At 68.4% G+C, this 22,705-nt stretch carries 20 protein-coding genes; 8 read left to right on the forward strand and 12 right to left on the reverse strand.

Annotated elements, in window-relative coordinates:
• Positions 1-13 precede the first annotated feature (13 nt).
• Both ACFVV0_RS09215 and ACFVV0_RS09220 read right to left on the reverse strand, forming a co-directional pair.
• On the reverse strand, positions 14-1,453 hold the full coding sequence (locus tag ACFVV0_RS09215; protein WP_387061403.1) for a phosphomannomutase/phosphoglucomutase: 1,440 nt from the start codon (positions 1,451-1,453) through the stop codon (positions 14-16).
• Positions 1,450-1,671, reverse strand: coding sequence for a DUF3499 family protein (locus ACFVV0_RS09220; protein ID WP_387061406.1), 222 nt, complete (start codon positions 1,669-1,671; stop codon positions 1,450-1,452). Before ACFVV0_RS09220 ends, ACFVV0_RS09215 begins: the two co-directional genes overlap by 4 nt.
• A gap of 42 nt (positions 1,672-1,713) precedes the next feature.
• Here ACFVV0_RS09220 and ACFVV0_RS09225 point away from each other — a divergent pair, with 42 nt between their 5' ends.
• The gene (locus ACFVV0_RS09225; protein WP_387061409.1) at positions 1,714-2,157 is read left to right on the forward strand and encodes a metallopeptidase family protein; all 444 of its coding nucleotides are present in this window, start codon (positions 1,714-1,716) and stop codon (positions 2,155-2,157) included.
• Positions 2,158-2,163: 6 nt separating this feature from the next.
• Here ACFVV0_RS09225 and ACFVV0_RS09230 read toward each other — a convergent pair whose 3' ends face one another.
• The 5 genes from ACFVV0_RS09230 to ACFVV0_RS09250 form a co-directional block, all read right to left on the reverse strand.
• Entirely contained in the window at positions 2,164-3,594 is a 1,431-nt protein-coding gene (locus ACFVV0_RS09230) for a DUF5719 family protein (protein WP_387061412.1), read from the reverse strand.
• A complete protein-coding gene (locus tag ACFVV0_RS09235; protein WP_387061415.1) occupies positions 3,587-6,736 on the reverse strand; it encodes a glycosyltransferase in 3,150 nt (1,049 codons plus the stop codon). The genes ACFVV0_RS09230 and ACFVV0_RS09235 overlap by 8 nt, the downstream gene beginning before the upstream one ends.
• Before the next feature lie 88 nt (positions 6,737-6,824).
• Entirely contained in the window at positions 6,825-7,145 is a 321-nt protein-coding gene (locus ACFVV0_RS09240) for a WhiB family transcriptional regulator (protein ID WP_387061418.1), read from the reverse strand.
• A 185-nt stretch (positions 7,146-7,330) separates the two neighbouring features.
• Positions 7,331-8,293 (reverse strand): UDP-glucose 4-epimerase GalE, encoded by a 963-nt coding sequence (galE, locus tag ACFVV0_RS09245; RefSeq protein ID WP_387061421.1) that lies wholly within the window; start codon positions 8,291-8,293, stop codon positions 7,331-7,333.
• A gap of 77 nt (positions 8,294-8,370) precedes the next feature.
• Complete coding sequence (locus ACFVV0_RS09250; protein ID WP_387061424.1) at positions 8,371-9,549, reverse strand: acyl-CoA dehydrogenase family protein; 1,179 nt, start codon at positions 9,547-9,549, stop codon at positions 8,371-8,373.
• A gap of 126 nt (positions 9,550-9,675) precedes the next feature.
• Between ACFVV0_RS09250 and manA the strand changes: the two genes are divergently transcribed.
• From manA to ACFVV0_RS09265, 3 genes are read left to right on the forward strand one after another with little or no spacing between them, the layout of a single operon-like run.
• Positions 9,676-10,905 (forward strand): mannose-6-phosphate isomerase, class I, encoded by a 1,230-nt coding sequence (gene manA, locus ACFVV0_RS09255; protein WP_387061426.1) that lies wholly within the window; start codon positions 9,676-9,678, stop codon positions 10,903-10,905.
• Between the two features lie 29 nt (positions 10,906-10,934).
• On the forward strand, positions 10,935-12,251 hold the full coding sequence (locus tag ACFVV0_RS09260) for an O-antigen ligase family protein (RefSeq protein WP_387061429.1): 1,317 nt from the start codon (positions 10,935-10,937) through the stop codon (positions 12,249-12,251).
• A gap of 9 nt (positions 12,252-12,260) precedes the next feature.
• Positions 12,261-13,550, forward strand: a complete 1,290-nt coding sequence (locus ACFVV0_RS09265; RefSeq protein WP_387061432.1) for an O-antigen ligase family protein — start codon at positions 12,261-12,263, stop codon at positions 13,548-13,550.
• Here ACFVV0_RS09265 and ACFVV0_RS09270 read toward each other — a convergent pair whose 3' ends face one another.
• A complete protein-coding gene (locus tag ACFVV0_RS09270) occupies positions 13,551-14,846 on the reverse strand; it encodes a hypothetical protein (protein WP_387061434.1) in 1,296 nt (431 codons plus the stop codon). It abuts the gene before it with no gap.
• A gap of 128 nt (positions 14,847-14,974) precedes the next feature.
• Between ACFVV0_RS09270 and ACFVV0_RS09275 the strand changes: the two genes are divergently transcribed.
• The 3 genes from ACFVV0_RS09275 to ACFVV0_RS09285 are packed head-to-tail and all read left to right on the forward strand — an operon-like array spanning position 14,975 to position 17,018.
• Positions 14,975-15,871: a glycosyltransferase family 2 protein gene (locus tag ACFVV0_RS09275; protein WP_387061437.1), complete on the forward strand. Its 897-nt coding sequence runs from the start codon at positions 14,975-14,977 to the stop codon at positions 15,869-15,871.
• A gap of 40 nt (positions 15,872-15,911) precedes the next feature.
• Entirely contained in the window at positions 15,912-16,637 is a 726-nt protein-coding gene (locus ACFVV0_RS09280) for a glycosyltransferase family 2 protein (RefSeq protein ID WP_387061440.1), read from the forward strand.
• 3 nt (positions 16,638-16,640) lie between these two features.
• The gene (locus tag ACFVV0_RS09285; protein ID WP_387061443.1) at positions 16,641-17,018 is read left to right on the forward strand and encodes a DUF2304 domain-containing protein; all 378 of its coding nucleotides are present in this window, start codon (positions 16,641-16,643) and stop codon (positions 17,016-17,018) included.
• A 16-nt stretch (positions 17,019-17,034) separates the two neighbouring features.
• Here the strand turns inward: ACFVV0_RS09285 and ACFVV0_RS09290 are convergent, their stop codons facing one another.
• The 4 genes from ACFVV0_RS09290 to ACFVV0_RS09305 are packed head-to-tail and all read right to left on the reverse strand — an operon-like array spanning position 17,035 to position 21,401.
• Positions 17,035-18,006 (reverse strand): glycosyltransferase family 2 protein, encoded by a 972-nt coding sequence (locus tag ACFVV0_RS09290; protein ID WP_387061446.1) that lies wholly within the window; start codon positions 18,004-18,006, stop codon positions 17,035-17,037.
• Positions 17,999-19,261, reverse strand: a complete 1,263-nt coding sequence (locus tag ACFVV0_RS09295) for a lipopolysaccharide biosynthesis protein (RefSeq protein WP_387061448.1) — start codon at positions 19,259-19,261, stop codon at positions 17,999-18,001. The genes ACFVV0_RS09290 and ACFVV0_RS09295 overlap by 8 nt, the downstream gene beginning before the upstream one ends.
• Positions 19,258-20,334, reverse strand: coding sequence for a UDP-N-acetylglucosamine 2-epimerase (locus ACFVV0_RS09300; RefSeq protein ID WP_387061451.1), 1,077 nt, complete (start codon positions 20,332-20,334; stop codon positions 19,258-19,260). The genes ACFVV0_RS09295 and ACFVV0_RS09300 overlap by 4 nt, the downstream gene beginning before the upstream one ends.
• A complete protein-coding gene (locus tag ACFVV0_RS09305) occupies positions 20,331-21,401 on the reverse strand; it encodes a glycosyltransferase family A protein (RefSeq protein ID WP_387061453.1) in 1,071 nt (356 codons plus the stop codon). Before ACFVV0_RS09305 ends, ACFVV0_RS09300 begins: the two co-directional genes overlap by 4 nt.
• Positions 21,402-21,567: 166 nt before the next feature.
• Here ACFVV0_RS09305 and ACFVV0_RS09310 point away from each other — a divergent pair, with 166 nt between their 5' ends.
• The gene (locus ACFVV0_RS09310) at positions 21,568-22,683 is read left to right on the forward strand and encodes an acyltransferase family protein (protein ID WP_387061456.1); all 1,116 of its coding nucleotides are present in this window, start codon (positions 21,568-21,570) and stop codon (positions 22,681-22,683) included.
• Positions 22,684-22,705: the final 22 nt, after the last annotated feature.

Genomic DNA, 22,705 nt, shown 5'->3' on the forward strand with positions numbered 1-22,705 from the left:
CTGCGCCCGCGGTTCAGACGCGGATGAGCGCGAGCACCTCGTCGCGGATGCGCTCCATCGTCGCCCGGTCACCGGCCTCCACGTTGAGCCGCAGAAGCGGCTCCGTGTTCGAGGAGCGCACGGAGAACCACCAGAACGGCTCGTCCCCGCCGACGACGCCGGTCACGGTCAGACCGTCGAGTTCATCGAACTCCGCACGGCTCGTGAACGCTTCGACGATGCGGGTGAACGCGGCGGGAACATCCTCGACCGTCGAGTTGATCTCGCCCGACATCGGGTACGGCGTGAACTCGGCCGAGAGAGAGGAGAGCGGGCGCTCCTGAGCGCCGAACTCGGCGAGCAGGTGCATGGCCGCGAGCATCCCGTTGTCGGCGCTCCAGAAGTCGCGGAAGTAGTAGTGCGCCGAGTGCTCGCCACCGAAGACGGCACCGGATTCGCGCATCGCCGCCTTGATCAACGAGTGACCAACCCTGGTGCGCAGCGGGATGGCGCCTGCGGCCGCGATCGTCTCCGGGACGACGTTCGAGGTGATGAGGTTGTGGATGACCGTGATCTCGGCGTCCGGATCCGCGGCACGTGCGCGGGCGATCTCGCGCAGGGCGACGATCGCGGCTACGGCCGACGGCGTGACGGCGTCGCCCTTCTCGTCGACGACGAAGCAGCGGTCGGCGTCGCCGTCGAACGCCAGCCCGAGGTCGGCGCCGTGCTCGACGACCGCCTTCTGCAGATCGACGAGGTTCTTGGGCTCCAGCGGATTCGCCTCGTGGTTCGGGAAGGAGCCGTCGAGTTCGAAGTACATGGGCACGATGGTGATGGGCAGAGCCGGCAGCCCCGCGGCCTCGCCCAGAACTGCAGGCACCGTCAGCCCGCCCATCCCGTTGCCCGCGTCGACGACGACCGTGATGGGCCGGATGCCGGAGAGGTCGACGAGGGAGCGCAGGTACTCGGCGTACCCGGCCAGCACATCCTGTTCGCGGAAGGTCCCGGTCTCGGCGACGGCGTCGATGCCATCGCGCAGGTAGACCGCGGCTCCGTCGCGCACGGCGGCGAGACCCGTGTCGCGGCTGAGCCCCTGGGCCCCCGCCCGGGAGAGCTTGATGCCGTTGTAGGTCGCCGGGTTGTGGCTGGCGGTGAACATGGCCGCGGCCGCCTGGAGCGAGCCGGACGCGTAGTACGACTCATCCGTCGAGCACAGCCCGATGGAGACCACGTCGCCCCCTCGTGCCTGGACGCCACGTGCGAACGCGGCGGCGAACGCCGGGGAGGAGTCGCGCATGTCGTGCCCGACGACCACCTCCTGCCCGGAGGCTCCGACCACGTCGACGAAGGCGGCCCCGATGGCGGCCACGATCTCCTCGGTGAGGTTCTCGCCGACGAGCCCCCGCACGTCATAGGTCTTGATGACCGTATCGAGGGACGCGCGGATCTGGTCGATGCTGGAGGAGCTGCTCACGCCCCATAACCTACTTCACGGAAGACCTCGTGGCGCACGATCTGCCATCCCTGGGGCGCCGAGAGACGCTCGGCGTGGATGGCGCACAGATCGTACGCGTGCGGTTCGTGATTGTGGCTGAGCGGGCCGAGCACGGCCATCGAATCGGCGTAGACGTATGTGAGCGTGGCCACGGCATCGCGCGGGCACGCCACACGGGAACACAGGCGGCTCAACATCGGGCTCAGACTACCGGAGCGCCGGCGTCGTAGGATGACGACATGCCCCGCAACCGCCGCACCAGCAGTGAGCCGCCAGCGACTTCGCGCTGGCGCAGCAGGCACGGACGCGGGGCGCGCGGACCGGTCACCGGACCCCACCTGCCGATGCTGCACAACCGCATCGACTCCTTCGACATGACCGTCGCCTCCACGGCCGACTACCTGAAGGGCATCTGGCCGCGCGAGCTCGCCGACGTGCACTTCGAGGTGGCCGCCACGCCGATCGGGGTGGCGGGCAACGATGGCGTCGATCGCTGGCAGGTCGACCACGCGCGTCGGCGCATCGTGCTCTACCGCGTGCCGATCCAGCGGCTCGCCAAGCTGCACCGCAACGACGACCTCCATCGCCGGATGTACGTCGAAGGATGCGTGTTCCGCGCGGTCGCCGAGCTGCTGGGCAAAGACCCTTGGGATCTGGCGCCCGAGCGGTTCCGCCACTTCTGACGGACGTCAGCCCGGGTACACGTCCAACGGCGCCGCGAGCGGCCCCGGCGGAGCGAGCGGGTAGCTGGCGGTCTCGCCCGCCGACGCCAGGCTGACGCTCGCGACGAGCCCGTCGGCACCGGTGACGGTGATCATCCCCCGCCCCACCGGCGCGTTCGCCGAGCCTTCGGCGGGGACGGAGACCGTCGTGGCCTTGCCGTTCGCGGTGGTCAGTGTCACGGTCTGGTCGGCGTCGCCCGGATTCGCGAAGTGGACGACCGGTGATGGTCCGGTCGGGATCGCGGCGAGGAACTCGTCGACCATCGGCTGCGACGAGACGAACCAGGCGAAGTCGCGTAGGGTGCCCGCGGCGACCGACGTTCGCGCAGCGGCGACGATGGGCACGCTCGAGCGCACGGTGACCGTGTAGCTGCCGTCGATGAGGCCGTCGAGCGGCACCTCGGCCACGACGCCGGCTTTCACGGTCGTCGAATACGAGTTGCCGGCGGCCGTTCCGTTCTCACCGACCGCGCCGACCGTCACCTCCGCATCCTGGGTGCCGGGCACGAACAGCCGCACGGCGGGCAGATCGGCGCCGTAGCCCTCGCCGGACTGGCTCGCGGTAAGCGTGGCGAGCGTTGCGATCGTCATCCCCGAGATCACCTGCGTGCGGTCGGGGAGCGCCGTGGCACCGGTCAGCTCGACGCCTCGCGGATCGATGCCCTGCTCGAAGCTCTGCTGGATGGAGGCGAGCACCTGTCCACCCAGACTCTCGACGTGCACGACCGGAGCGGTCGCACTCGGGGCGAGCCCGGCGAGCGGGACGACCTTCTGCGCGCCGGGCGGCACGACGATTCCGGATGCGCCTGGCGCATCCACCGATCCGCTCTCCGAGAAGATGGTGAGGTTCACTGTCGCCTGCACCGACGTCGGATTGGAGAGGAGGATCAGACTCGTCTGACCGAGCGAGTTCGATCCGGCCACGAGCCAGCTGTCGGCCGCCGCCTCGCCGCAGGATGACGCCGCCAGGCCCCTGATGTCGTCCTCGGCGGCCTGCTGGCTCTGCGCTCCAGCCACCAGCGGCGGCTCGGTCGCACCCTGCGGAGTCGAGACGGTCAGAGCTGTCGGCGCCTGGCCTCGGCTCGAGGTCTCCGAACCGGGCTTGAGGCTGCGGGTCTGGAGATCGGCGCCGTCCGTGCCGTAGACCGAGCCCGCGCTGCCGAATGCCGAAGCCGTCGTCGCCGCGCCGGCGTCCGATGCGAGGGACAGGAGAGCGCCCGGGCAGACGCGCTGCTGGTCCGTCGGAACGGGTCTCACCGTCGAGACGGGCGCCGCCACCTGGAACGAAGGGATCGGCAGCAGCGTCGCGCCCGCGATCGCCAGTGTGGCGACGGCCATGCCGACGACACCGGCGACGACCCGGATGCTCACTCGGGCGATGCCACGCTTGTCAGCCACGAGCGTCTCCTTCCGGTCCGCGCCGCGGGCGGACGATCGTCTCGTCGAGGCCGTCCTCGAGCGTGGTCGGAGTGGTCACGCGCTCGTGCCGTGGACGAGTGTGCTCGATGTCGGGCATCGCGGCGGCTGATTCGGTTCGGGGCGCCTCGATGTCGGGTTCCGGGATCTCGTCGGCCGCCTCCACGGCGGCTTCGTCCTCGGGCTCGCCGTCGTAGTCGGGAACACCCTCGTCGCGGACGGCGTCGTCACTCGCGTCGGGCTCGTCGTCCGGCGTCACTGCCGCATCCTCGTCGCGGGAGCCCGTGCGCTTCGCGCGGCGGGCGTTCAGTTCGGCGACCCGGTCGGCCGAGCGGACCGTCGGAAGCGACATCAGCAGCGCGAGACCGATCACCAGCCCCTGCACCAGGAGGACGACGATCCGCCAGACGCCTCCCGCGTCCGCAGGGATCTTCGCGGCGGCGGGCACCGTGCTGGTCCCCGAGTCGAATGCCCAGAGCTGCCCGTTGGCGGTTGTGCCGACGGGTGCCAGGATCGGGTTCGAGTCGAGTGCGGTCGACGCCCGGGTCGTGGTCGCCTTCGCTGGTCCGCTGATCTCCTTCTCGCCGAGGGCAGTCGCCGGCGGAGCGAGCAGCACGAAGTCGACGCCGAGCTCGCGCATCTGGCCGGTCGCGTCGAATCCGCTCTGCGACGCCAGGTTGCCGGCCAGTGCGGCGAGGGCGCGCTGGTCGGCGGACAGCTCGCGTTCGGTGGAGGCGAGGGTGCTCTGCTTCTCGAGGGTGAGGCCCGACCCGCGGATGAGTTCGGCTTCGATCCCACCGCCGGGCTCCGGTGTGATGCGCAGGGTGCCTATCCGGGGCTGGGCAGACGCTTTGGCCGCGACCACGGCGGGCATGGTGCGGCCGTCGCTCGCCGCGACGCTGGACTGCCCGGCCGGCAGGGCGATCGCAACGGGAACGATCGCGAGACCGAGCGCGAGGATGGCCACCCAGACCGGATAGACCGCTGCCCGGCCGAGAGCGGACAGGCAGATGACGACCGCGCCGATGATGCCGAGCCAGTACAGGCTGACGGCCGTTCCCGGCCAGATCGGTGCGACTATCGAGCCGGCCGTCGCCACCTGGACGTGCAGAGCGGTCACGGCGGTGAGGAACCCGACGAGCGCGACGAGCAGCGCGACGATCGCTCGGCTCGACCCGCGGAGGAAGAGCGCGAGCAGCGCCAGCACGCCGATCGGCAGGAGCAGCAGGGGAACCAGGATGTTCGGAACCGTTGCAGGGATCTGCCAAGCCTCGGCCAGCGTGTGCCAGCCGCCGAGCGTGCCGTCCGGGAAACCGAGCGCGAGCTGCCAGGCCGGCGTCTGCCGTGCATCCTGAACCACACCGGGGTCGGCGAAGATCGACAGCCAGTTGCCCCGATCGATCTGCTGCCAGACCAGAGGAGCGAACAGCACGATCGCGGGAAGCGGTATGAAGGCGACCCGCACCGCACGACGGCCCGCGAACGCCACCGCGGCGATCCACGCGACGAGCAGAGCAGGGATGAGGATGGGCGCGCAGGCCACGGTGGCGGCGGCCAGCAGCGCTGTGACTGCGCTCGCGGCCCAGGAGCGGCGTGCCGCTAGGCCCGCGAAGAAGAGCCACGGCAGGAGGATGTGCGCGAGGATCGCTGCCGGACGGCCGTTCTGCATCGCGTAGAGCAGCGTCGGCGCCACAGCGTAGGCGAGTCCGGCGAAGACGCGCAGGAGTGTGCGGTTCGTCAGACGCGCCGCGGCCAGCCACGCGCCGAGTGCGGCGAGCGGCAAAGCTGCGAAGTAGAGCGCCACGATGGCGAACGACGGCTGCCAGAAGGTGATCGTGCCGAGAACGGCGAGCACCGCCGAGAACGGGTCGGCAGCACCGACGAACCCCAGGCCGACATCGCGCCAGCCGTAGCCGAGGTTCGCCCAGAGCTGTCCCACCGAGCTGTTCAGGGGCAGCAGGCCGCCTCCGCCGATGGCCCCGCTGCCGAGCAGCGGGAAGAAGATGGCGACGCCGATGACTAGGGCGCCCACCACGGTCCAGCCGCCGCCGGTACCGAAGAAGTCGAGTTCCTGTCGTTCGCCCTGCTGACCGACGAGGGCCGCCTCGCGTTTGAGGGCGCGCGCACGGCGAACTTCGGCGAACGGGATGCGCAGGGGCGCGATCGCCGCCCAGCCGACCACCTTGTTCTTGGCGAGCATCCGGCGGGCGTTGCTCACCTTCATCCCCGAGAAGGCGACACGGAAGGCCGCGGCGAGTTCTCCGCCGACGGCCCCGGGCTCCTTGCGGACGATGCGCCCGATCCCCCGGACGATCGCGAGCGGCACGAGGCTGAGCCAGTGGAAGGGCACGGCCGCTGCGGGCGCATAGACCATGCGGCGGTGCAACTGCGCGGCGCGGCGCTCCTTCGCGAGCCGGCGGCGCACGCGCCACTTGCTCGACAGGTTGGGGCCGGCGATCCCGTCTCCCGCCAGGGCGACGCGCGCCTGCGCGACCAGCACGATCCGGAAGCCGGCCAGCCGGACACGGGTGCAGAAGTCCAGACCGTCGTCGGCGGTCGGCAGGCCGCGGTCGAACCCGCCCAGCCTGTCCCAGAGCGTCTGACGGACGATCAGCCCGGCCGACGACACCGCGAGCACATCGGTCAGACCGTCGTGCTGCGCCTGATCCATCTCGTTCTCGACGAGCGGCACGGCGGCACCGAACGGAGTCATCGCCTCACCGAACTCGCGGATGAACGCAGCATCGTCCCAGTCGACGAGCTTCGGCCCGGCCGCGGCGACGGACGGTGAGACTTCGACCGCGCCGAGCAGTGCCTCGAGGGCCTCGGGCTCCGGGGCGGTGTCCTGAGCGAGCAGCCAGAGCCACTCGTGATCGGAAGTCGGCGGGGCGGTCACCCGAACCGCGGTCGAGACCGCGTCGCCGAACGAGACCTTCTCGGGCACGGAGAGCAGGTGGGTGGGCTGGAACTCGGCGAGAAGCTTGGCGGCGTCGTCGGTGGACGCGCAGTCGACGGCGATCACGACATCCGGCTGCCTGGTCTGGGCCGCCAGCGCGTCGAGAGTGCGCTGAAGGTGGGGGCCGCCACTCTGGGCGACGACGATGGCGGTGACTCTCGGATACATCGAGTGTCAGCCTAAGTTGGGCTTCGGCGGATGCGGGGAAGTACGTCGGGCGCGGCGTGGATTCACCCGCGCCCCACGATGCTCCCTGCTAGACGGCGCGCTTGCGGAGCTTGCGGCGCTCGCGCTCGGAGAGCCCGCCCCAGATGCCGAATCGCTCGTCGTTCGCCAGTGCGTACTCGAGGCACTGCGACCGCACCTCGCACGATGCGCAGATGCGCTTGGCATCCCGCGTCGAGCCGCCCTTCTCGGGGAAGAACGCCTCGGGGTCGGTCTGCGCGCACAGCGAGTCGGACTGCCAGGCAAGCGGATTGTCATCGTCGACATTCGCCCGGACGCCCGGGACTCCCAGCTTGACCGGATCGATGAACCAGTCGTCGGGTACCCCAGAACGATATTCAGGAACTGTCATATCGGTCTCCCACCCATTAACTGCAAAGCACGTAAGACAACGTGTCGTGATAATTACACCGTTGTCATTCGTCTACGTCAAGTCGCGAATCGTAAAGCCTTGACCGCGAGTCGAGAGTTCGCGACGCGCCGAAGTCGCACAACGGACACGACACGCCCGGGCGTTCTACCCCCGTTTCGGCAGCCTCAGGAGGCTTTCTGCCGTGCTTCCCAGGCGCTGCGGACCATCTCGTCCAACGAGTGCCGCATTTTCCAGTCCAGATCGCGGGCGGCGAGTTGCCCGGATGCCACGATCCTCGCAGGATCTCCGGGCCGCCGCGGCCCCACTTCTGGGGTGAACGGGATACCGGTCACAGCCGCCACGGTGGTCATGATCTCGCCGACGGAGACGCCGTCGCCGCTGCCCAGGTTGTAGACGTGCTCGATCGGCAGCCCGGCGTCCAGCCGCTTGGCCGCTGCCACGTGGGAGATCGCAAGGTCGGCGACGTGGATGTAGTCGCGTACGCACGTGCCGTCGGGGGTCGGATAGTCGTCGCCGTTGACCCGCGGCGTCTTGCCTGCGACCAGGGCGTCGAACACGAGGGGGAAGAGATTGTGCGGGCTGGTGTCGCGAAGAGACGGGTCGCCGGAGCCGACCACATTGAAGTAGCGGAGCGACGCGTGACGCAGGCCCGCTGCGACGCCCTGGTCGCGCAGGAGCCATTCGCCGATCAGCTTGGACTCGCCATACGGCGACTCGGGGTTCTTCGGGGTGTCCTCGGTGACGAGTTCCACATCCGGAGTGCCGTAGACGGCGGCGGACGAGGAGAACACCATGGCGTCGACGCCGGCGTCCTGCATGACGGCGAGGAGCGTGGCCGTGGCCGTCACGTTCTGCTCGTAGGTGTGGAGCGGCCGCTGCACCGAGACGCCGGCGTACTTGAAACCGGCCACGTGCACGACGCCCGTCACGCGATCCTCCCGGAATACGCGCTCCAGCAGAGCGCCGTCGAGGACGCTCCCCCGGTAGAAGGGCACCTCGGCGGGCACGAACTCCTCATGGCCGCTCGACAGGTCGTCGACGACGATCACGTCGATGCCGTCGGCCAGGAACGCACGAACCACGTGTGAGCCGATGTACCCGGCCCCTCCGGTCACCAACCACGCCACGGAACGCTCCTCCTCGCCTGACCGGCGCGCCGCCGGACGCTCGCCACCCTATCGCGAGCCGGTAGCGCGTTCGGAAATCAGGCGAAGGCCGCGTGACCGGTGATCGAGCGACCGACGATGAGCGTGTTCATCTCCCGGGTGCCTTCGTAGGAGTACAGCGCCTCGGCGTCGGCGAAGAAGCGGGCGACGTCGTAGTCGATCACGATGCCGTTGCCGCCGAGGATCTCTCGGCTCCAGGCGACCGTCTCGCGCATCCGGGAGGTCGCGAAGGCCTTGGCGAGCGCGGAGTGCTCGTCGTGCTGCTCGCCGCGGTCGAGCATCTCGGAGACGCGCGTGCAGATCCCGATCGACGACGTTATGTTGCCGAGGGACTTGACGAGCAGGTCCTGGATGAGCTGATGCGCCCCGAGCGGCTTGCCGAACTGGATGCGCTCCTTCGAATACTTCACAGCGGCCTCGTACGCGCCCATCGCGACCCCGATCGCGGCCCAGGCGACCTCGGCCCGCGTCAGCCGGAGCACAGCGGCGGTGTCCTTGAACGAGTTCGCGTTCTGCAGCCGCAGGGATTCCGGCACGACGACGTCGTCGAGCACGATGTCGGCGTTCTGCACCATGCGCAGAGACTGCTTGCCTTCGATCTTGGTGGCGCTGTATCCCGGAGTGTTCGTCGGGACGATGAAGCCCTTGACCTGTCCGTCCTCCGCGCTCTTGGCCCAGATGATCGTGATGTCGCTGAAGGTGGCGTTGCCGATCCAGCGCTTCGAGCCGTTCAGCACCCAGTTGTCGCCGTCGCGGGTCGCGATGGTCTGCAGTCCGCGGGCCGAGTCGGAGCCTGACAGTGGCTCGGTCAGGCCGAACGCTCCGAGCACCTCGCCCGACGCGAGCTTCGGCAGCCATTCCGCGCGCTGCTCGTCCGAACCGGTGACCCCGATCGCGCCGAGCGCCAGTCCGTTCTGAACCCCGGCATACGTGCTGACGGATGCGTCGACCCGGGCGAGTTCGAGCGCCACCCAGCCACGGAACACGGCCGAGTTCTCAAACGGTGCCGTCTCCGGGAAACCGAGGCCGATCACGCCCATGCGGTGCAGACCCTCGCGGATCTGATGCGGGAACTCCGCCTTCTCCCAGTACTCGTTGACGAGCGGCTTCACCTCGGCTTCGAGGTGGGCCCGAAGGTCGGCGAGAAACTGCTTCTCCCGCTCCGGGAGGAGGTTCTCGTAGCCGTAGAAGTCGCTGGCGAGGGTCTCGAAGGCCATGTCTGCTCCATTGCGTGCGGGTGTGCGGATGCGTCCGAAGAGGACCAGGGTCAGCCTAGGCAGCGTGCACCAGCCGCTCAAAGCGATTGGTAGTTTGGTCTAACGATTTCGAAGGGACCCCGACGGATGTTTGTGCGCATCGGCAATACCCCCCGCGATTACGCGTGGGGCTCGACGACCGCGATCGCGGGGCTCCTCGGCACGGAGCCGACCGGGCGTCCGGAGGCGGAGCTATGGCTGGGCGCGCACCCGGGCTCGCCGTCGGTGATCCTCGACCCGGCACGCACCGGCGGGTCGCGCGACCTGGCGGAGTGGATCGCCCGCGATCCCCGTGCCGCCCTCGGCTCCGGGCAGACGCAGCTGCCGTACCTGCTCAAGGTGCTGGCGGCGGCCGGGCCGCTGTCGCTGCAGGCGCATCCGTCGACCGCCCAGGCCCAGGCCGGGTTCGCACGCGAGAACGCCGCCGGCATCCCCATCGACTCGCCCGACCGCAACTACAAGGATGCGGCGCACAAGCCGGAGCTCATCTTCGCCCTCAGCGACCCGTTCGAGGCGCTCTGCGGATTCCGGGATGTGGCGGCCAGCCGTGAGCTGTTCCGCCGCCTCGCCACGGTGTCCGGGGACGACGGCTCCCCCATCTCGACCTTCGCAGACACGCTCGTCGGCGAGCCGCCGGTCGTGCTGCGCCGGGCGACCGAGTGGCTGCTCGGCGGAGACCCGGCCGTCGCCGACCTGGTTCGTGCAGTGGTCGCGGGCGCCGCATCCGTCGAGCCCGATGCGAATGCGGCCGCAGCACGCGACGACCTCGCTGTCGCGGCGGACACCGTGCGGATGCTCGCCGAAGCGTTCCCCGGAGACCCCGGCATCGTGCTCGCCCTCCTCCTCAACCGGGTGACCCTGCGGCCCGGTCAAGTGCTGTACCTGCCGGCGGGAAACATCCATGCCTACCTGCGCGGACTGGGCATCGAGCTCATGGCGGCCTCGGACAACGTGCTGCGCGGCGGGCTCACACCCAAACGCATCGACGTGCCGGAGCTGGTGAGCATCCTCGACTTCTCTCCGATCGAGGCGTCACCGCTCGCCCCCGAACGGCCGGCACCCAACGTGGAGGTCTTCCGTCCGGATGTGCCCGACTTCACCCTCGATCACGTGGTGGTCGGCGGCGAGGTGGCGACCGCATCCGTTCACCTGCCCGGCGCAGCCATCGCCCTCTGCACCGCGGGACGGGTCACGCTCACCGGCGCGACCGGCCACATCGACCTCGGCCGCGGCGACTCGGTCTACGTGACACCCGACGAAGGGGACCTGACGGTCGCCGGCGACGGGACGGTCTTCGTGGCGACACCGAAGGGCTGACGCAGAGGGCCGTCCGTTACTCTGAGCGAGTGAGCTCCCCTTCCCCGGTCCGCGTGTGGCGGCGTACCGCCACCGCCGGCTCCGGACTCGTCGCCTTCGCCACGCTGCTTCTCTTCACGCTGTTCGCGGGCGATTTCTGGCGCAATCTGATCAGCTGGCCCGGATACTTCGTGCTCGCGCTCGCGCTCGTCGTGGTCAGCATCGTGCTGCTGGTGCGCATCCGGCCGGCCTTCAACTGGCGACGCTCGCCCCGGATGCTCGTGCTCTTCCTCGCACTGGCGGTCGTCTCGATCACCTGGTCGGCGTACCCCGGAGCGACCGCGCTCGGCCTCCTCGCGCAGCTCAGCACCACGGCCGCCGCCGTCTTCCTCGCGCTGTGCCTGAGCTGGGCGCAGCTGCTGCGAGCGCTGGCGAACGCCTTCAAGTGGATCCTCGGACTCTCGCTGGTGTTCGAGCTGATCGTCTCGCTGTTCGTGCGGCAGCCGATCCTCCCGCCGTGGGCGTCGTACCCGCCCGGCAAACAACCCGCGGCCTTCTACTGGAGCCGCGACCTGCTGTTCCACGGCGGGCAGATCCAGGGCATCCTCGGCAACAGCAATCTCCTGGCGATGGTCGCGCTGCTCGCCATCGCCGTGTTCGGCGTGCAGTTCGCCGACCGCAGCGTTCGTCGCGGCACGGGGATCGCCTGGCTCGTCGTCGCCGTGCTGACGATGGCGCTGACCCGGTCGTCCACGGTGATCCTGGCCGGGGTCTTCACGATCGTGGTACTCCTCTTCGCGCTCTGGACCCGGCGGGCCGACCCGGCGAAGCGGCTTCCCGTCTATCTCACGGGCGCGGGTCTGGTGGTGGTCGTCGCCGCGCTGGCGACCGTGTTCGCGAGCCGCATCCCGACCCTCCTGGGCAAGAGCGAAGACCTCACCGGCCGGCTCGACATCTGGCACTCGGTAATCGGGCTGGCGCAGCAGCGCCCGGTCTTCGGCTGGGGCTGGGTGAGCTACTGGGCGCCCTGGGTGAAACCATTCGACGGCCTGGCCGTGCGCAACCACGTGCAGTACCTGCAGGCGCACAATGCCTGGCTCGACGTTTGGCTGCAGCTCGGCATCGTCGGGCTCGTGGTCTTCATCCTGCTGGTGCTGACGACGCTGCGCCGCGCGTGGTTCTTCGCGGTCGACCGTCCGCGCGACGGCGTCGCCGACGACAAGCCGTTCTCAGCTCTCACGCTGTTCCCCCTGCTGGTGCTCGCCGCGTTCGTGGCGCAGAGCGCGGCTGAGAGTCGGCTGATTCTCGAAGCGGGGTTCACCATGCTGGTCGTGATCTCCGTGAAGACGAAGCAGGCCGCGCCCTAGGATTGCCTCATGGCCACGACGCGTAGACCCCTGGTCCCCGTCTCCGTGACCGAGTTCCTCGGATCCGCACGCTTCAACTCGGTGCTGTCCCTCGTGGCGGTCGGATTCTGCTTCTCGACGCACGCCATCCGGGCGCTCATCGACTGGCCGGGCCTCGTCGGCGCGCTCGCGGTGCTCGTGGTGCTGGCCGCCCTCTCGTTCATCGCGCAGCGCAAGCTGGTCGAATGGCACGGACTGCTGCCGCTCACGATCATCGCGTTCGTGGGCTGGTGCGCCGTCTCGCTGTTCTGGAGCGACTACCAGTGGGCCACCCTCGGCGCGGTCGCGTACCAGATCGCCTTCGCCTTCCTCGCGGTCTACATCGCGCTGGTGCGGGATGCGATCCAGATCGTGCGCGTCGTCGGCGACGTCCTGCGCTTCCTCCTCACCGTGTCCCTCGCCCTGGAGGTGCTGAGCGGGCTGCTGATCGACGCGCCGATCAAGTTCCTCGGCATCCAGGGCAACATCGCGCTCGGCGGGCCCATCCAGGGTCTGTTCGGCAGCCGCAACCAGCTCAGCATCGTCGCCCTGATCGCGTTCGTGACGTTCCTCGTCGAGCTGCGCACGCGATCCGTGCGGCCTCCGGTGGCCGTGGTGTCCATCACGTTGGCCGCGGCGTGCATCCTGTTCGCCCACTCCCCCGTGATCGCCGCGGTCTCCGTCGTCGTGGGGCTCGCCACCCTGGCGCTGTACGGCATCCGGCAGGTCGCGCCTGCCCACCGACGGTACTACCAGTGGGCGCTCGCGGTGCTGACCGTCGTCGTCCTCGTGGTCGGCTGGATCTACCGCACGCGCGTGATCGAGCTGCTGAACGCCCGAGCCGACTTCCAGGTGCGCTACCGGTTGTGGATCCAGATCTGGGAGCTCATCCCGATCAACCAGATCTCCGGATGGGGGTGGGTCGGTCAGTGGCCGACCGAGCTGTACCCGTTCATCGCCATCAATGACGCGACCGGAGTGTTCCATGCGAACGCGCTGAACGCCTACCTCGACCTCTACCTGCAGGTCGGCCTCATCGGGCTGATCCTCTTCGTCGCCCTGGTCGCCCTGGCGTTCGGACGGTCGTGGCTGCTGGCCTCGAACAAGCGCAGCGTGGTCTACGCCTGGGCGCCGCTGGTGCTGGTGTCGCTGCTCGTCACGAGCGTGTTCGAGAGCTCCATCCTCGTCGAGTCCGGGTGGCTGCTGCTGGTGATCTGCGCGGTCAAGGCTTCGCAGGGGATGAGCTGGCGGGTTCGGCTGCCGCACCGCGAGGCCGCCTGATCACAGCCTCCCCGCCGACGCGGTCGCGGTGCGACCCCGGCGCGCGAGCGCTGCAGCATGGATGACGATGCCCACCGCCGGGCCGAGTGAGAGCGCGAGGATGCTGCGCAGCTCGAGCGGCAGAGGCAGAAAGAGGATCGCGACGGTCACGACCGACGCGCCGACCCACCCGGAGGTGTAGGCGCCGTGGCGGTTCCGTGCCAGCAGAGCCGGACCGGTCACGCAGAGCACTCCCACGAGCCCGGACGAGCCGATCAGAGCGATCAGCACCTCCGGGGGAAGGACGAACGCCGCACCGAAGAGCAGACCCAAGAGGGCACCACCCCACAGCCACGCGGCAGCGCCCAGCAGCACCGTTGCCGCCAGGATCGCACCGACGAGCGCCAGCAGTGTTCGACGAACCCGTTCCGGCGCGACGGCGAACCGTGTGATCAGGAAGCTCTGCAGCGCCATGAGCGGCACGAGGATCGGGGCTCGGGTGAGCGTGATGGCGAGGATGAGGGCGCCCAGGTTGCTCGCATCCGTGCCGGCAGCCGCCGCTGTCGCTGCGGCGGTCAGCGACAGCACGAGCGGAAACCCGTTGACCAGGAGGGCAGTGGAGGAGGCGGCGAGCATGGTCTGCGCAGCGTTGCGGGTGAACTCCATCAGACTCATCGCCGTTCGGGCAGCGGCGCGGATGCGGCCGGGAGCGAACGCCACGACGATGATCACCACGAGCGGGAACGGAAGGACGACGGCCCAGGCCAGCCCGTTCACATCGGCGCCGACGAGGAGCGCGACGACGACGAACACGAGGCGAAGGACTCCGTCGAGCCCCAGGGCGAGCGCGGCCAGCCGCCACATCTGGGAACCGGCGAGCACACCGGTCAGAACGGCGACACCGCAGTCGAGCGCCGCGCCGACGGCGACCGGGAGCACCAGGCCGGCGTGCGCCGCGCCCAGGCTGACCGGGCCCCACCAGAGACCGGACAGGCCGACGACGATGAGCACGACGACGGCGAAGAGGGCGCCGTACGGCACGAGGGAGGCCTTCGTCGCTCGCGGTGCGTCACTGATCTCACGGGCGACCGTCGCGCGGGCGCTCTCCTGCTGCAGGCCGGAGAGGATTCCGACCGCGAGATAGAGCGCAGACCAGAAGACCGCGAACGCGGCGTACCGCGCCGGACCGATCGAGGCGGCGACGCTCCAGATGACCAGATAGCCGGAAACGCCCGAGAGGACCGTGGCCCCGAGGATGAGTGCGGCACCGGATGCGCGTGCCGCCGGCGGCCGCTGCATCGGCTGGAGTTCGCTCATCGTGCCGGTCGCTCCCCATCGAAAAATGGTTGCCTTTCAGGAAGCATACGTTGCGCTGACACGATCGACGGGTACGATCGTTATCCCCGGACCGATGGTTACCGACCGAGGGTGGTGAGCCTGATCGCGTGACAATCGACATCGTTATGCCCCTGTACGGCGGACTCGAGCAGTTCCAGGCCGCTGTCAGAAGCGTGCAGGCCCAGACCTCGCCGGACTGGCGCCTCGTCGTCATCGACGATCACATGCCCGATCCCGCGCCCTCCGCCTGGCTGGCGACGGTGGACGACCCACGAATCGAGTTCTTCCGCAACGACCAGAACCTGGGCGTGAACGGCAATTTCAGTCGATCCCTCCGCGAAGTGCAGTCGAGCCACTTCGTCCTGATGGGCTGCGACGACGTCATGCTGCCCCGCTACGTGGAGCGGATGGCCCGGTACATCGCCGCGCATCCCCACGTCGCGTACATCCAGTGCGACGTCCAAGTCATCGACGACCTCGGCGACCGCGTCTCGCCGATCGCGGACCGCGTGAAGGAGTTCTACCGGCCCAGCATCGACGCAGAGGTCACGATGTCGGGCGAGGAACTCGCCGTGAGCCTGCTGCGCGGCAACTGGACGTACTTCCCGTCGATCTGCTGGCAGACCGACGCCGTGCGTGCCCACGGCTTCCGAACCGGCCTGGAGATCGTGCTCGACCTGGACCTGCAGCTCGCGATCGTCGGCGAGGGCGGTGCGCTGCTCGTGGTTCCCGATCTGCTCTTCGCCTACCGTCGCCACTCCCTGAGCTATTCGTACCGCACGGCGACCGACGGCACCCGGTTCCTCGAGGAGCGGGCGCTCTTCGAGAACGCCGCGGAGACCATGGCCGCGAAGGGGTGGAACCACGCTGCGAGGGTCGCCCGCCTGCACCTGTCCTCCCGGCTGAACGCGGCCACGCGCATCCCGGCGGCAGTGACCAGTGATCGCAAGAGCCTGGGCCTCCTGCTGTCGCACACCTTCGGGCCCTCGCGCGCACGCGGCTAATCGCCAGGGAGGAGCGATCGCACTTGGTAGGATCGTCGACATGAATGCGGCGCTCCACAGGACCCTGATCGTCCTGCCTGCGTTTAACGAGCAGGATTCGGTCGGAGCGGTCGTCGCAGAGGTCTCGAGCAAGCTCCCAGGAGCCCACATCCTCGTCGTCAACGACGGCTCGTCCGACAACACGGAGGCCGCCGCCACTGCGGCCGGAGCCATCGTCGCGTCGATCCCGTTCAACATGGGCGTCGGCGGTGCGATGCGCCTCGGTTTCAAGTACGCGATCGCCCACGACCTCGACAACGTGGTCCAGATCGACGCCGACGGGCAGCACGACCCGTCGAGCGTGCCCGCCCTCCTCGCCGCGCTCGAGCGCAATGACCTCGTCATCGGCGCCCGCTTCGCCGGCCAGGGGGACTATTCCGTCACCGGACCGCGTCGCTGGGCGATGAAAGTCCTGTCGTCGGTGCTGAGCCGCGTCACCCGCGCCACCCTGACCGACGCCACCTCCGGGTTCAAAGCCAACGGCCCGAAGGCCGTCGCCCTGTTCTCCGAGAACTTCCCGGCCGAGTACCTCGGCGACACCGTCGAAGCCCTCGTCATCGCCGCCAGAGGTGGCTGCGCGATCGAGCAGGTGCCGGTGTCGATGCGGCCCCGGGCCGGCGGCCAGCCCTCGCACAATCCGATCAAATCGGCCATCTACCTGGGACGGGCGTTCCTCGCCCTGTCCGTCGCCCTCATCCGTCCGATCACGCCCGCGAAAGAACTCTGACCCGTGTCCGTCGCCAGTTACATCTTCGGCATCCTGGCCGCCCTGTTCACCCTCGGCGTCGTCATCGAGATGCTGCGTCGCAATCGCATGCGCGAGCGTCACGCGATGTGGTGGCTGGTCGCGGGCACCTTCGCCCTCATCGTCGGGATCTTCCCGTCCATCCTCGCCTGGGCCACCGAGCTGCTCGGCGTCGGAGCGCCGACCAACCTCGTCTTCTTCGTCAGCATCGCGGTCCTCTTCCTCGTGTGCATCCAGCACAGCTCGGAACTGACGACGTCGGAGGCCAAGCTGAGGACGCTCACCGAAGAGGTCGTGCTCCAGGATCTCCGCATCAACACCCTCGAAGAGCGGATCGCGGAGCTCGAAGCACAGCGCAAGTGACGCGGCGCTGCGCGCGTCAGGCCTTCTGAAGGATGTCCCGGACGACGTCCCACGTGCCCCGACTAGCGAATCGCTGATACGCGCCCGAACGGTACATCCGCAGAACAGGGAACACCCTGAGGAGACGGTTCGCGGGATAAGCCGCCCGGGACGCCTCGAAAGCGGCCTTCGCCCTGGCCGCCTCGACCGCACCGGGCCGCACGACGGGCCCCAGCGCTGCGAGACGATCGCTGAGGGTGGTGAACTTGTCGGCGAGCGTCCGGTTTCGCTCGCGGCTGGAGCCCACGACTCGTCTCACCTTGTGCGACAGCGTCGGGCGCACGACGCCGATGGCGTTGCTTCCGTGCTGCCGATAGTCGATCAGCTGTTCGGGGAGCACGCGGATCCGCGCGGTGGCCGCTGCGATCATCGCCAGCCACTCGTCGTGCACCCAATCCGCCGGGAAGGGACGAGCGACATCGAGCAGTTCCCGCCGGAACGCCATCGTCGCGCCCGTCGTCAGGTTGCGACGGAGCAGCATCAGGTAGCCGTCCTCGCTCTGTTCGAGCTCCAACTGCTCGGCGGAGATCTCGAGCGCCTCGAACAAGCTCAGGCCGAGTGGACGCCCGTCCTCATCCACGAGACGTGCGTCGGAGTGCACGAGTGCCACATCCGGGTCGTCGAAGGCACGCGTCATGGCCGCCAGCTTGCCGTCCGCCCACACGTCGTCCTGGTCGCTCAGGGCGACGATCGGAGCGCTCGTCGCGGAGATGGCCCGCTCGAAGTTCTTCGTCACGCCGAGTCGCGCTGACGGCGGGAGGACGATCAACGCAGTCGCGCTCGTCTCGGCGGCGGATGCACCCACCAGTTGCAGCGTCCCATCCGACGAGCCGTCGTCTGCGACCACGATCTCGGCCGGAGCGACCGTCTGCTCCAGGATGCTGGCCAGCTGCCGCCCCAGGAATCGCTCTCCGTTGTACGTGCACAGCGCCACGGAGACCTCAGCCATCGAGCCCCGCCTGTTCCGCAGAGCGAACAGTCAGCTTGCGGCCGGTCAGGAGGTGGACCACGTACATGGCGCCGAATGCGAACAAGCCGACGCACCCGTTGAGGATCATCATCGCCATCACGTCGGGCAACACGATGAGAGCACCGACGTACTGCGCGACGATGGCGATCACGAGCACCCCGACACCGACCAGCGAAGCCGACGCCGTGATCCGGATGAGGATGGCCTGGGCGAGCGCCCACGGAATCCACGTCAGCGCGAACAGCGGCAGATACTGCACGCTCGCGGAATACCCTGCCCCGAAGAGGATGTGGACGATGAGGTCGCCCGCGATGGAGACCACGGCGAGCATGAGGAGCCCGGAGGCGAGGGTGACACCGAGCACGACGTTCACTCCGAGACGCATCATCGACGCATCCCCTCGCCGGTTGACGAAGCGCGGGAGGAGGTAGAGCGACAGGGTCGCCGGGATGATCAACGTGGTCTTGATGAGGACCGCCGCGGCGGCGAAGGCTCCGGCAACCGCCTCCGGCGCGTGCGCACGGACGAGGACCACGTCAGCGTTCGTGAGCCACGCCAGTCCGATCGTGAGCGCCAGCACGATCGTGCTCTGCAGCGTGAACGGGCGGGTCGCCGACTGAACGGCGATCTTGCGCGCCTCGAAGCTCGCACCGACGGCGCCACCGATGGCGCACACCACGAGAACGACGAGCACCCCGATCGCGCCGAATCCCGCGAGGAGGACGAGCACCGCCAGAACCAGCTGCGCCAGCTGGGCGCCGGTCGACCACCAGACGACGGCGCGTGAGTTTCCCGCTCCCTGGAGCAGCCCCTGCGCTCGCGCGAAGAGGAAGTACGGGGTGATGGCGATGGCCGTCAGGATGAGCGTTGCCGGCGATGAACCAAGAGACGATGCCAGGAACGGCGCGAGGACGAGAACCCCGATCGTGCCGATCGCCCCCAGCACGAGCGCTTCGATCATCGGCCCGTCGAACCATCGATGCCGGCCGGTCGGGCCCGTCTGTGACGCGGTGACGACGGCGACCGAATTCCTCAGTGCTGCGCTGCCGATCGAGGCGACATTGATGATCGCCACGAAGGAGGCCAACAGCCCGAACTCCGCTGGTCCCAGACCCCGGATCGTGACGATCTGGAAGCCGGTCGTCGCCAGTACACCCAGGATGGTGACCGCGCCGATTTCGGCGAGAGCACGTCCGTGCTGGGCGACGAGAGCGCGCGAGGGAACCTTTTTCACGATGTGGCGTAGCCGCGCGCTATGAGGTCGTCGACGATGATGTCGGAGGGAGAGGTGTGCGGCTTCCGGCTGACCACGCGATAGTCGGCGTGGCTGGTCAGGAAGTCCGACAGAACCTTCTGATTCCACTTCGACAGGAGGATGTTCTCGCCCACGCCCTCTTGCTGCTCCGTCGCCATGCGGTGCACCAGGGTCGGCACGCCCAGAAGAGCCGCCTCCGCCTGCACTCCCCCGGAGTCGGTGACGATGAACTCGGCCGACTTGAGAAGGGTGATGAATTCGTCGTGCGGGCGCTTCGACTCGATGACGATCCGTCCCGCCGACTCGGCCTCGCCGGTCGCTTCGCCGAGGGTGTGCGAGTTGTATGCGTCGACGAGCATCTTGAGCGGGTAGGGGCTGGATGAATTGAGCGTGCCGATCGTCTCGTCGACGAGGGGCTGATTCGAGATGAACTCGTAGCGGTGAAGCAGCACCACGCCGTACTTCTCGCCCTCTGCCTTCTCGGTCTCGTCGTGGTCGAGCACAGCGTCGACGATGGTGTTCCCGTGGGTGAAGACCACGTTGTCCTTGCCCGCGAGATTCTCGGTGGCCTCTTCGGAGGGCGTGTAGTGCACGGTGGCCAGTCGGCCGACCAGCCGGCGGTCGATCTCCTCCGGGAAGGGGTGCCGCCAATTGCCGGAGCGGAGGCCCGCCTCGATGTGGGCGCAGGCGACCTTCAGCCGCTTGGCGAAATAGGCGCCGATCACGCTGGTGATCGTGTCGCCGTGCACGACGATCACGGTGTTGGCCGGAAGAGTTCGCCGCAGTTCGGCTCGATTGCCGCGCAGCCAGCGTGACGCCTGGAGCAGCCAGCCGAGCACATCCCGCGAACCACGGAGCGGCTGGCCTTTGTGCCCGTTGGCGATCAACCGGTCGGGCGCGGGCAGGCCGAGCTGCGGAAGGATCTCCAGCAGAGCATCGGTGTGCTGCATGGTGAGCCATTGCTCGAACGGGATGCCGCGCTGCTTGAGGCGACGGGCGACGGGAGCGAGCTTGATGGCTTCTGCAGTCGTGCCATAGATGAAGACGATCACTGGGATTCACTGTTCTGTGGATGGATGCGGCCGAACGACCGCCGATGGACGAAGACTCCGCGCGCGATCCCGCACCAGAACAGCGCTCCGAACGGCACGACGAAGGTGAAATAGGAGAGGACCGCACGGGGCGGACACGCTCTGAACGCTGCCAGCACGGCCGGCAGCGCCAGCCCGAGCACAACGAGTGCGACGATCACGGCGACAGCCCAGCCGAGTCCCGCGACGATCGCCAGGACGAGCAGCACGACTGCCAGCGGTGGTGCGAGCACCAACGCCACGAGCACGACGTTTCGAAGGACGCTGGTGCCCGCGTAGCTGTCGACGAACAGGGTGCCCCGGTCGAACGCGTGGCCGAGGAAGGCCCCGACGGTCGTCCTCGGTCGGTAGATCGCCCGAAAGCCGGGGTCGAGCCGCATCGTCTGCGTGGCCACGACGTAGCGGAGGATCTTGGTGTCGTCGGAGACGAGGTCGGCGTTCTCCTCCGGCCAGGCGGCAAGGCAGGCCTGTTCGAACAGGGCGCGCCCGATGACGAGGCATCCTGTGCCCTTCGGCACACGATCGAAATTCGTCGCCGTGATCTCGGTCGGCCGCGGGTTCGCGAGGTATGAGCCCCAGAAGAGATGGGTCGGAACCTCCCAGAATCGTCCGACCAGGGACGACGACTCGTCCGTCGGCACATGGCCGACCCAGACCTGACCCTCGGGGAGACCCTCGTCTCTCGACCGGAGGTACGACAGGGCGTCAGGATCGAGCAGCAGGCGCGAGTCGAAGATCATGAGCCTCGCACTGCGCGCCTCTTGGACGCCCGCCCAGCGGGCGAGGAACCGTCCCCTGTTCTCCTGCGACACGACGCGCACCTCGACGGGCGACGTCGCACGGAACCGCTCGAGAACGTCGCGGGTGTCATCGGTGGAGCCGTCGTCGACGACGATGATCTCCGCATCCAGCGAGGCACGCTGAATGGCGGTGACCAGGGATGCGAGGGTGGAGGGAAGCCAAGGGCCCGAATTGTATGCGGCGATCACCACACTCAACGAAACGGTCTGCTCAGCCTCGGGCGCCACTCAGTTCAACCATCTCTCTCGCGGGGAATCCGCTGTATGCGCGGAAGAAAACCACCCAATGATACCAACCGACCTGGCCACGGGCTGAATGGCAGGGTTGTCCACTATAGTGCCCAGGCCAGACATCGTCGCTGTTTCGAGGGAACGAGCTATCAGATACCGCCAGTTGGACACGCTGAGGGGCCTTGCAGCGATCTCGGTGCTCCTCTACCACGTGCTCGCCACCAATTTCCCACCGCTGCAAGCCGGCGTCGGCCTCACCCCGTCGACGAGCACGCTCGACAACGTCCTGATCTTCTCTCCGCTGCACATCGTCTGGCTCGGCGCGGAGGCGGTCTGGCTCTTCTTCGTCCTCTCGGGTTTTGTTCTCACGAAGGCGGCGACCCGGCCGAGCTTCTCCTGGTCCGCGTACTACCCGAGCCGCATGGTACGGCTCTATGGCCCCGTCGTTTTCGCGATCGTTCTCGCCTGGCTGTCGTACAAGGTCGTTCCGCACGTCGTGCACCCCGGCGATGCCCAGGCCCTGACGCTGTTCCCGACCGGGTATCCGTTGGGAGACGTCGTCAAGGACATCACCCTGATCGGCGGAACATCCACCTCCCTCGGCGTTCTCTGGTCGCTCCAGTGGGAGGTGATCTTCTCGCTGGCTCTACCCGTCTATCTCATCCTCGTGCGCAAATACCCGATTCCCGCCACCGTCGTTGCGATCGCGGCCGCGCTCGCCGGCTGGGCGATCCACGACCAAGTCACGTCGTATCTGCCGATGTTCTTCTTCGGGGCGCTTCTCGCTCAGTACTGGTCCCTCATCGAGCGGGCCTTCCGGTTCGTAACAGGGCGCGGATGGGTCTCGACTCTCTCCGGCCTCGGGCTCGTCATCGTCGCGCTCTGCGCAACGACGTCCTTCTTCCTGCTCGGCCCGTGGATCACTTCGCTCGGCCTGCCCGCCCGCGTCGTCACGCTTCCGATCATCCTGATTGGAATCCTGTTGATCGTCGTCATCGGCGTCCTCTGGCGTCCGCTCGCGTCGGTGCTGACGATACCGCCGCTCCGCTTCCTCGGCACGATCTCCTTCAGTCTCTATCTGGTGCATCTGCCGATCGTCGTGGCCTACGCATTCCTCTTCAACCTGGGACCCTGGTCCGCCGTGCTCGCGACGGTGACCAGCCTGGTCGTGGCCGTTGGCTTCTACTACGCCTGCGAGCGCCCGATCCACAAACTCTCGCAGAAGATCGGTTCCGGAATTCGTGAACGCGAAGCGGTGCCGACCAGCGTCTCGAGTTAGCGATCGCCGCCCGGGAGGACCC

The sequence above is a fragment of the Leifsonia sp. NPDC058230 genome (assembly GCF_042882245.1).
Lineage (GTDB): Bacteria > Actinomycetota > Actinomycetes > Actinomycetales > Microbacteriaceae > Leifsonia.

Bases quoted from the DNA above. Each gene is read 5' to 3' on its own strand.
- ACFVV0_RS09220 (WP_387061406.1), bottom strand. From the start codon at position 1,671: ATGTTGAGCCGCCTGTGTTCCCGTGTGGCGTGCCCGCGCGATGCCGTG.
- ACFVV0_RS09225 (WP_387061409.1), top strand. From the start codon at position 1,714: ATGCCCCGCAACCGCCGCACCAGCAGTGAGCCGCCAGCGACTTCGCGC.
- ACFVV0_RS09235 (WP_387061415.1), bottom strand. From the start codon at position 6,736: ATGTATCCGAGAGTCACCGCCATCGTCGTCGCCCAGAGTGGCGGCCCC.
- ACFVV0_RS09240 (WP_387061418.1), bottom strand. From the start codon at position 7,145: ATGACAGTTCCTGAATATCGTTCTGGGGTACCCGACGACTGGTTCATC.
- ACFVV0_RS09250 (WP_387061424.1), bottom strand. From the start codon at position 9,549: ATGGCCTTCGAGACCCTCGCCAGCGACTTCTACGGCTACGAGAACCTC.
- manA (WP_387061426.1), top strand. From the start codon at position 9,676: ATGTTTGTGCGCATCGGCAATACCCCCCGCGATTACGCGTGGGGCTCG.
- ACFVV0_RS09265 (WP_387061432.1), top strand. From the start codon at position 12,261: ATGGCCACGACGCGTAGACCCCTGGTCCCCGTCTCCGTGACCGAGTTC.
- ACFVV0_RS09270 (WP_387061434.1), bottom strand. From the start codon at position 14,846: ATGAGCGAACTCCAGCCGATGCAGCGGCCGCCGGCGGCACGCGCATCC.
- ACFVV0_RS09280 (WP_387061440.1), top strand. From the start codon at position 15,912: ATGAATGCGGCGCTCCACAGGACCCTGATCGTCCTGCCTGCGTTTAAC.
- ACFVV0_RS09290 (WP_387061446.1), bottom strand. From the start codon at position 18,006: ATGGCTGAGGTCTCCGTGGCGCTGTGCACGTACAACGGAGAGCGATTC.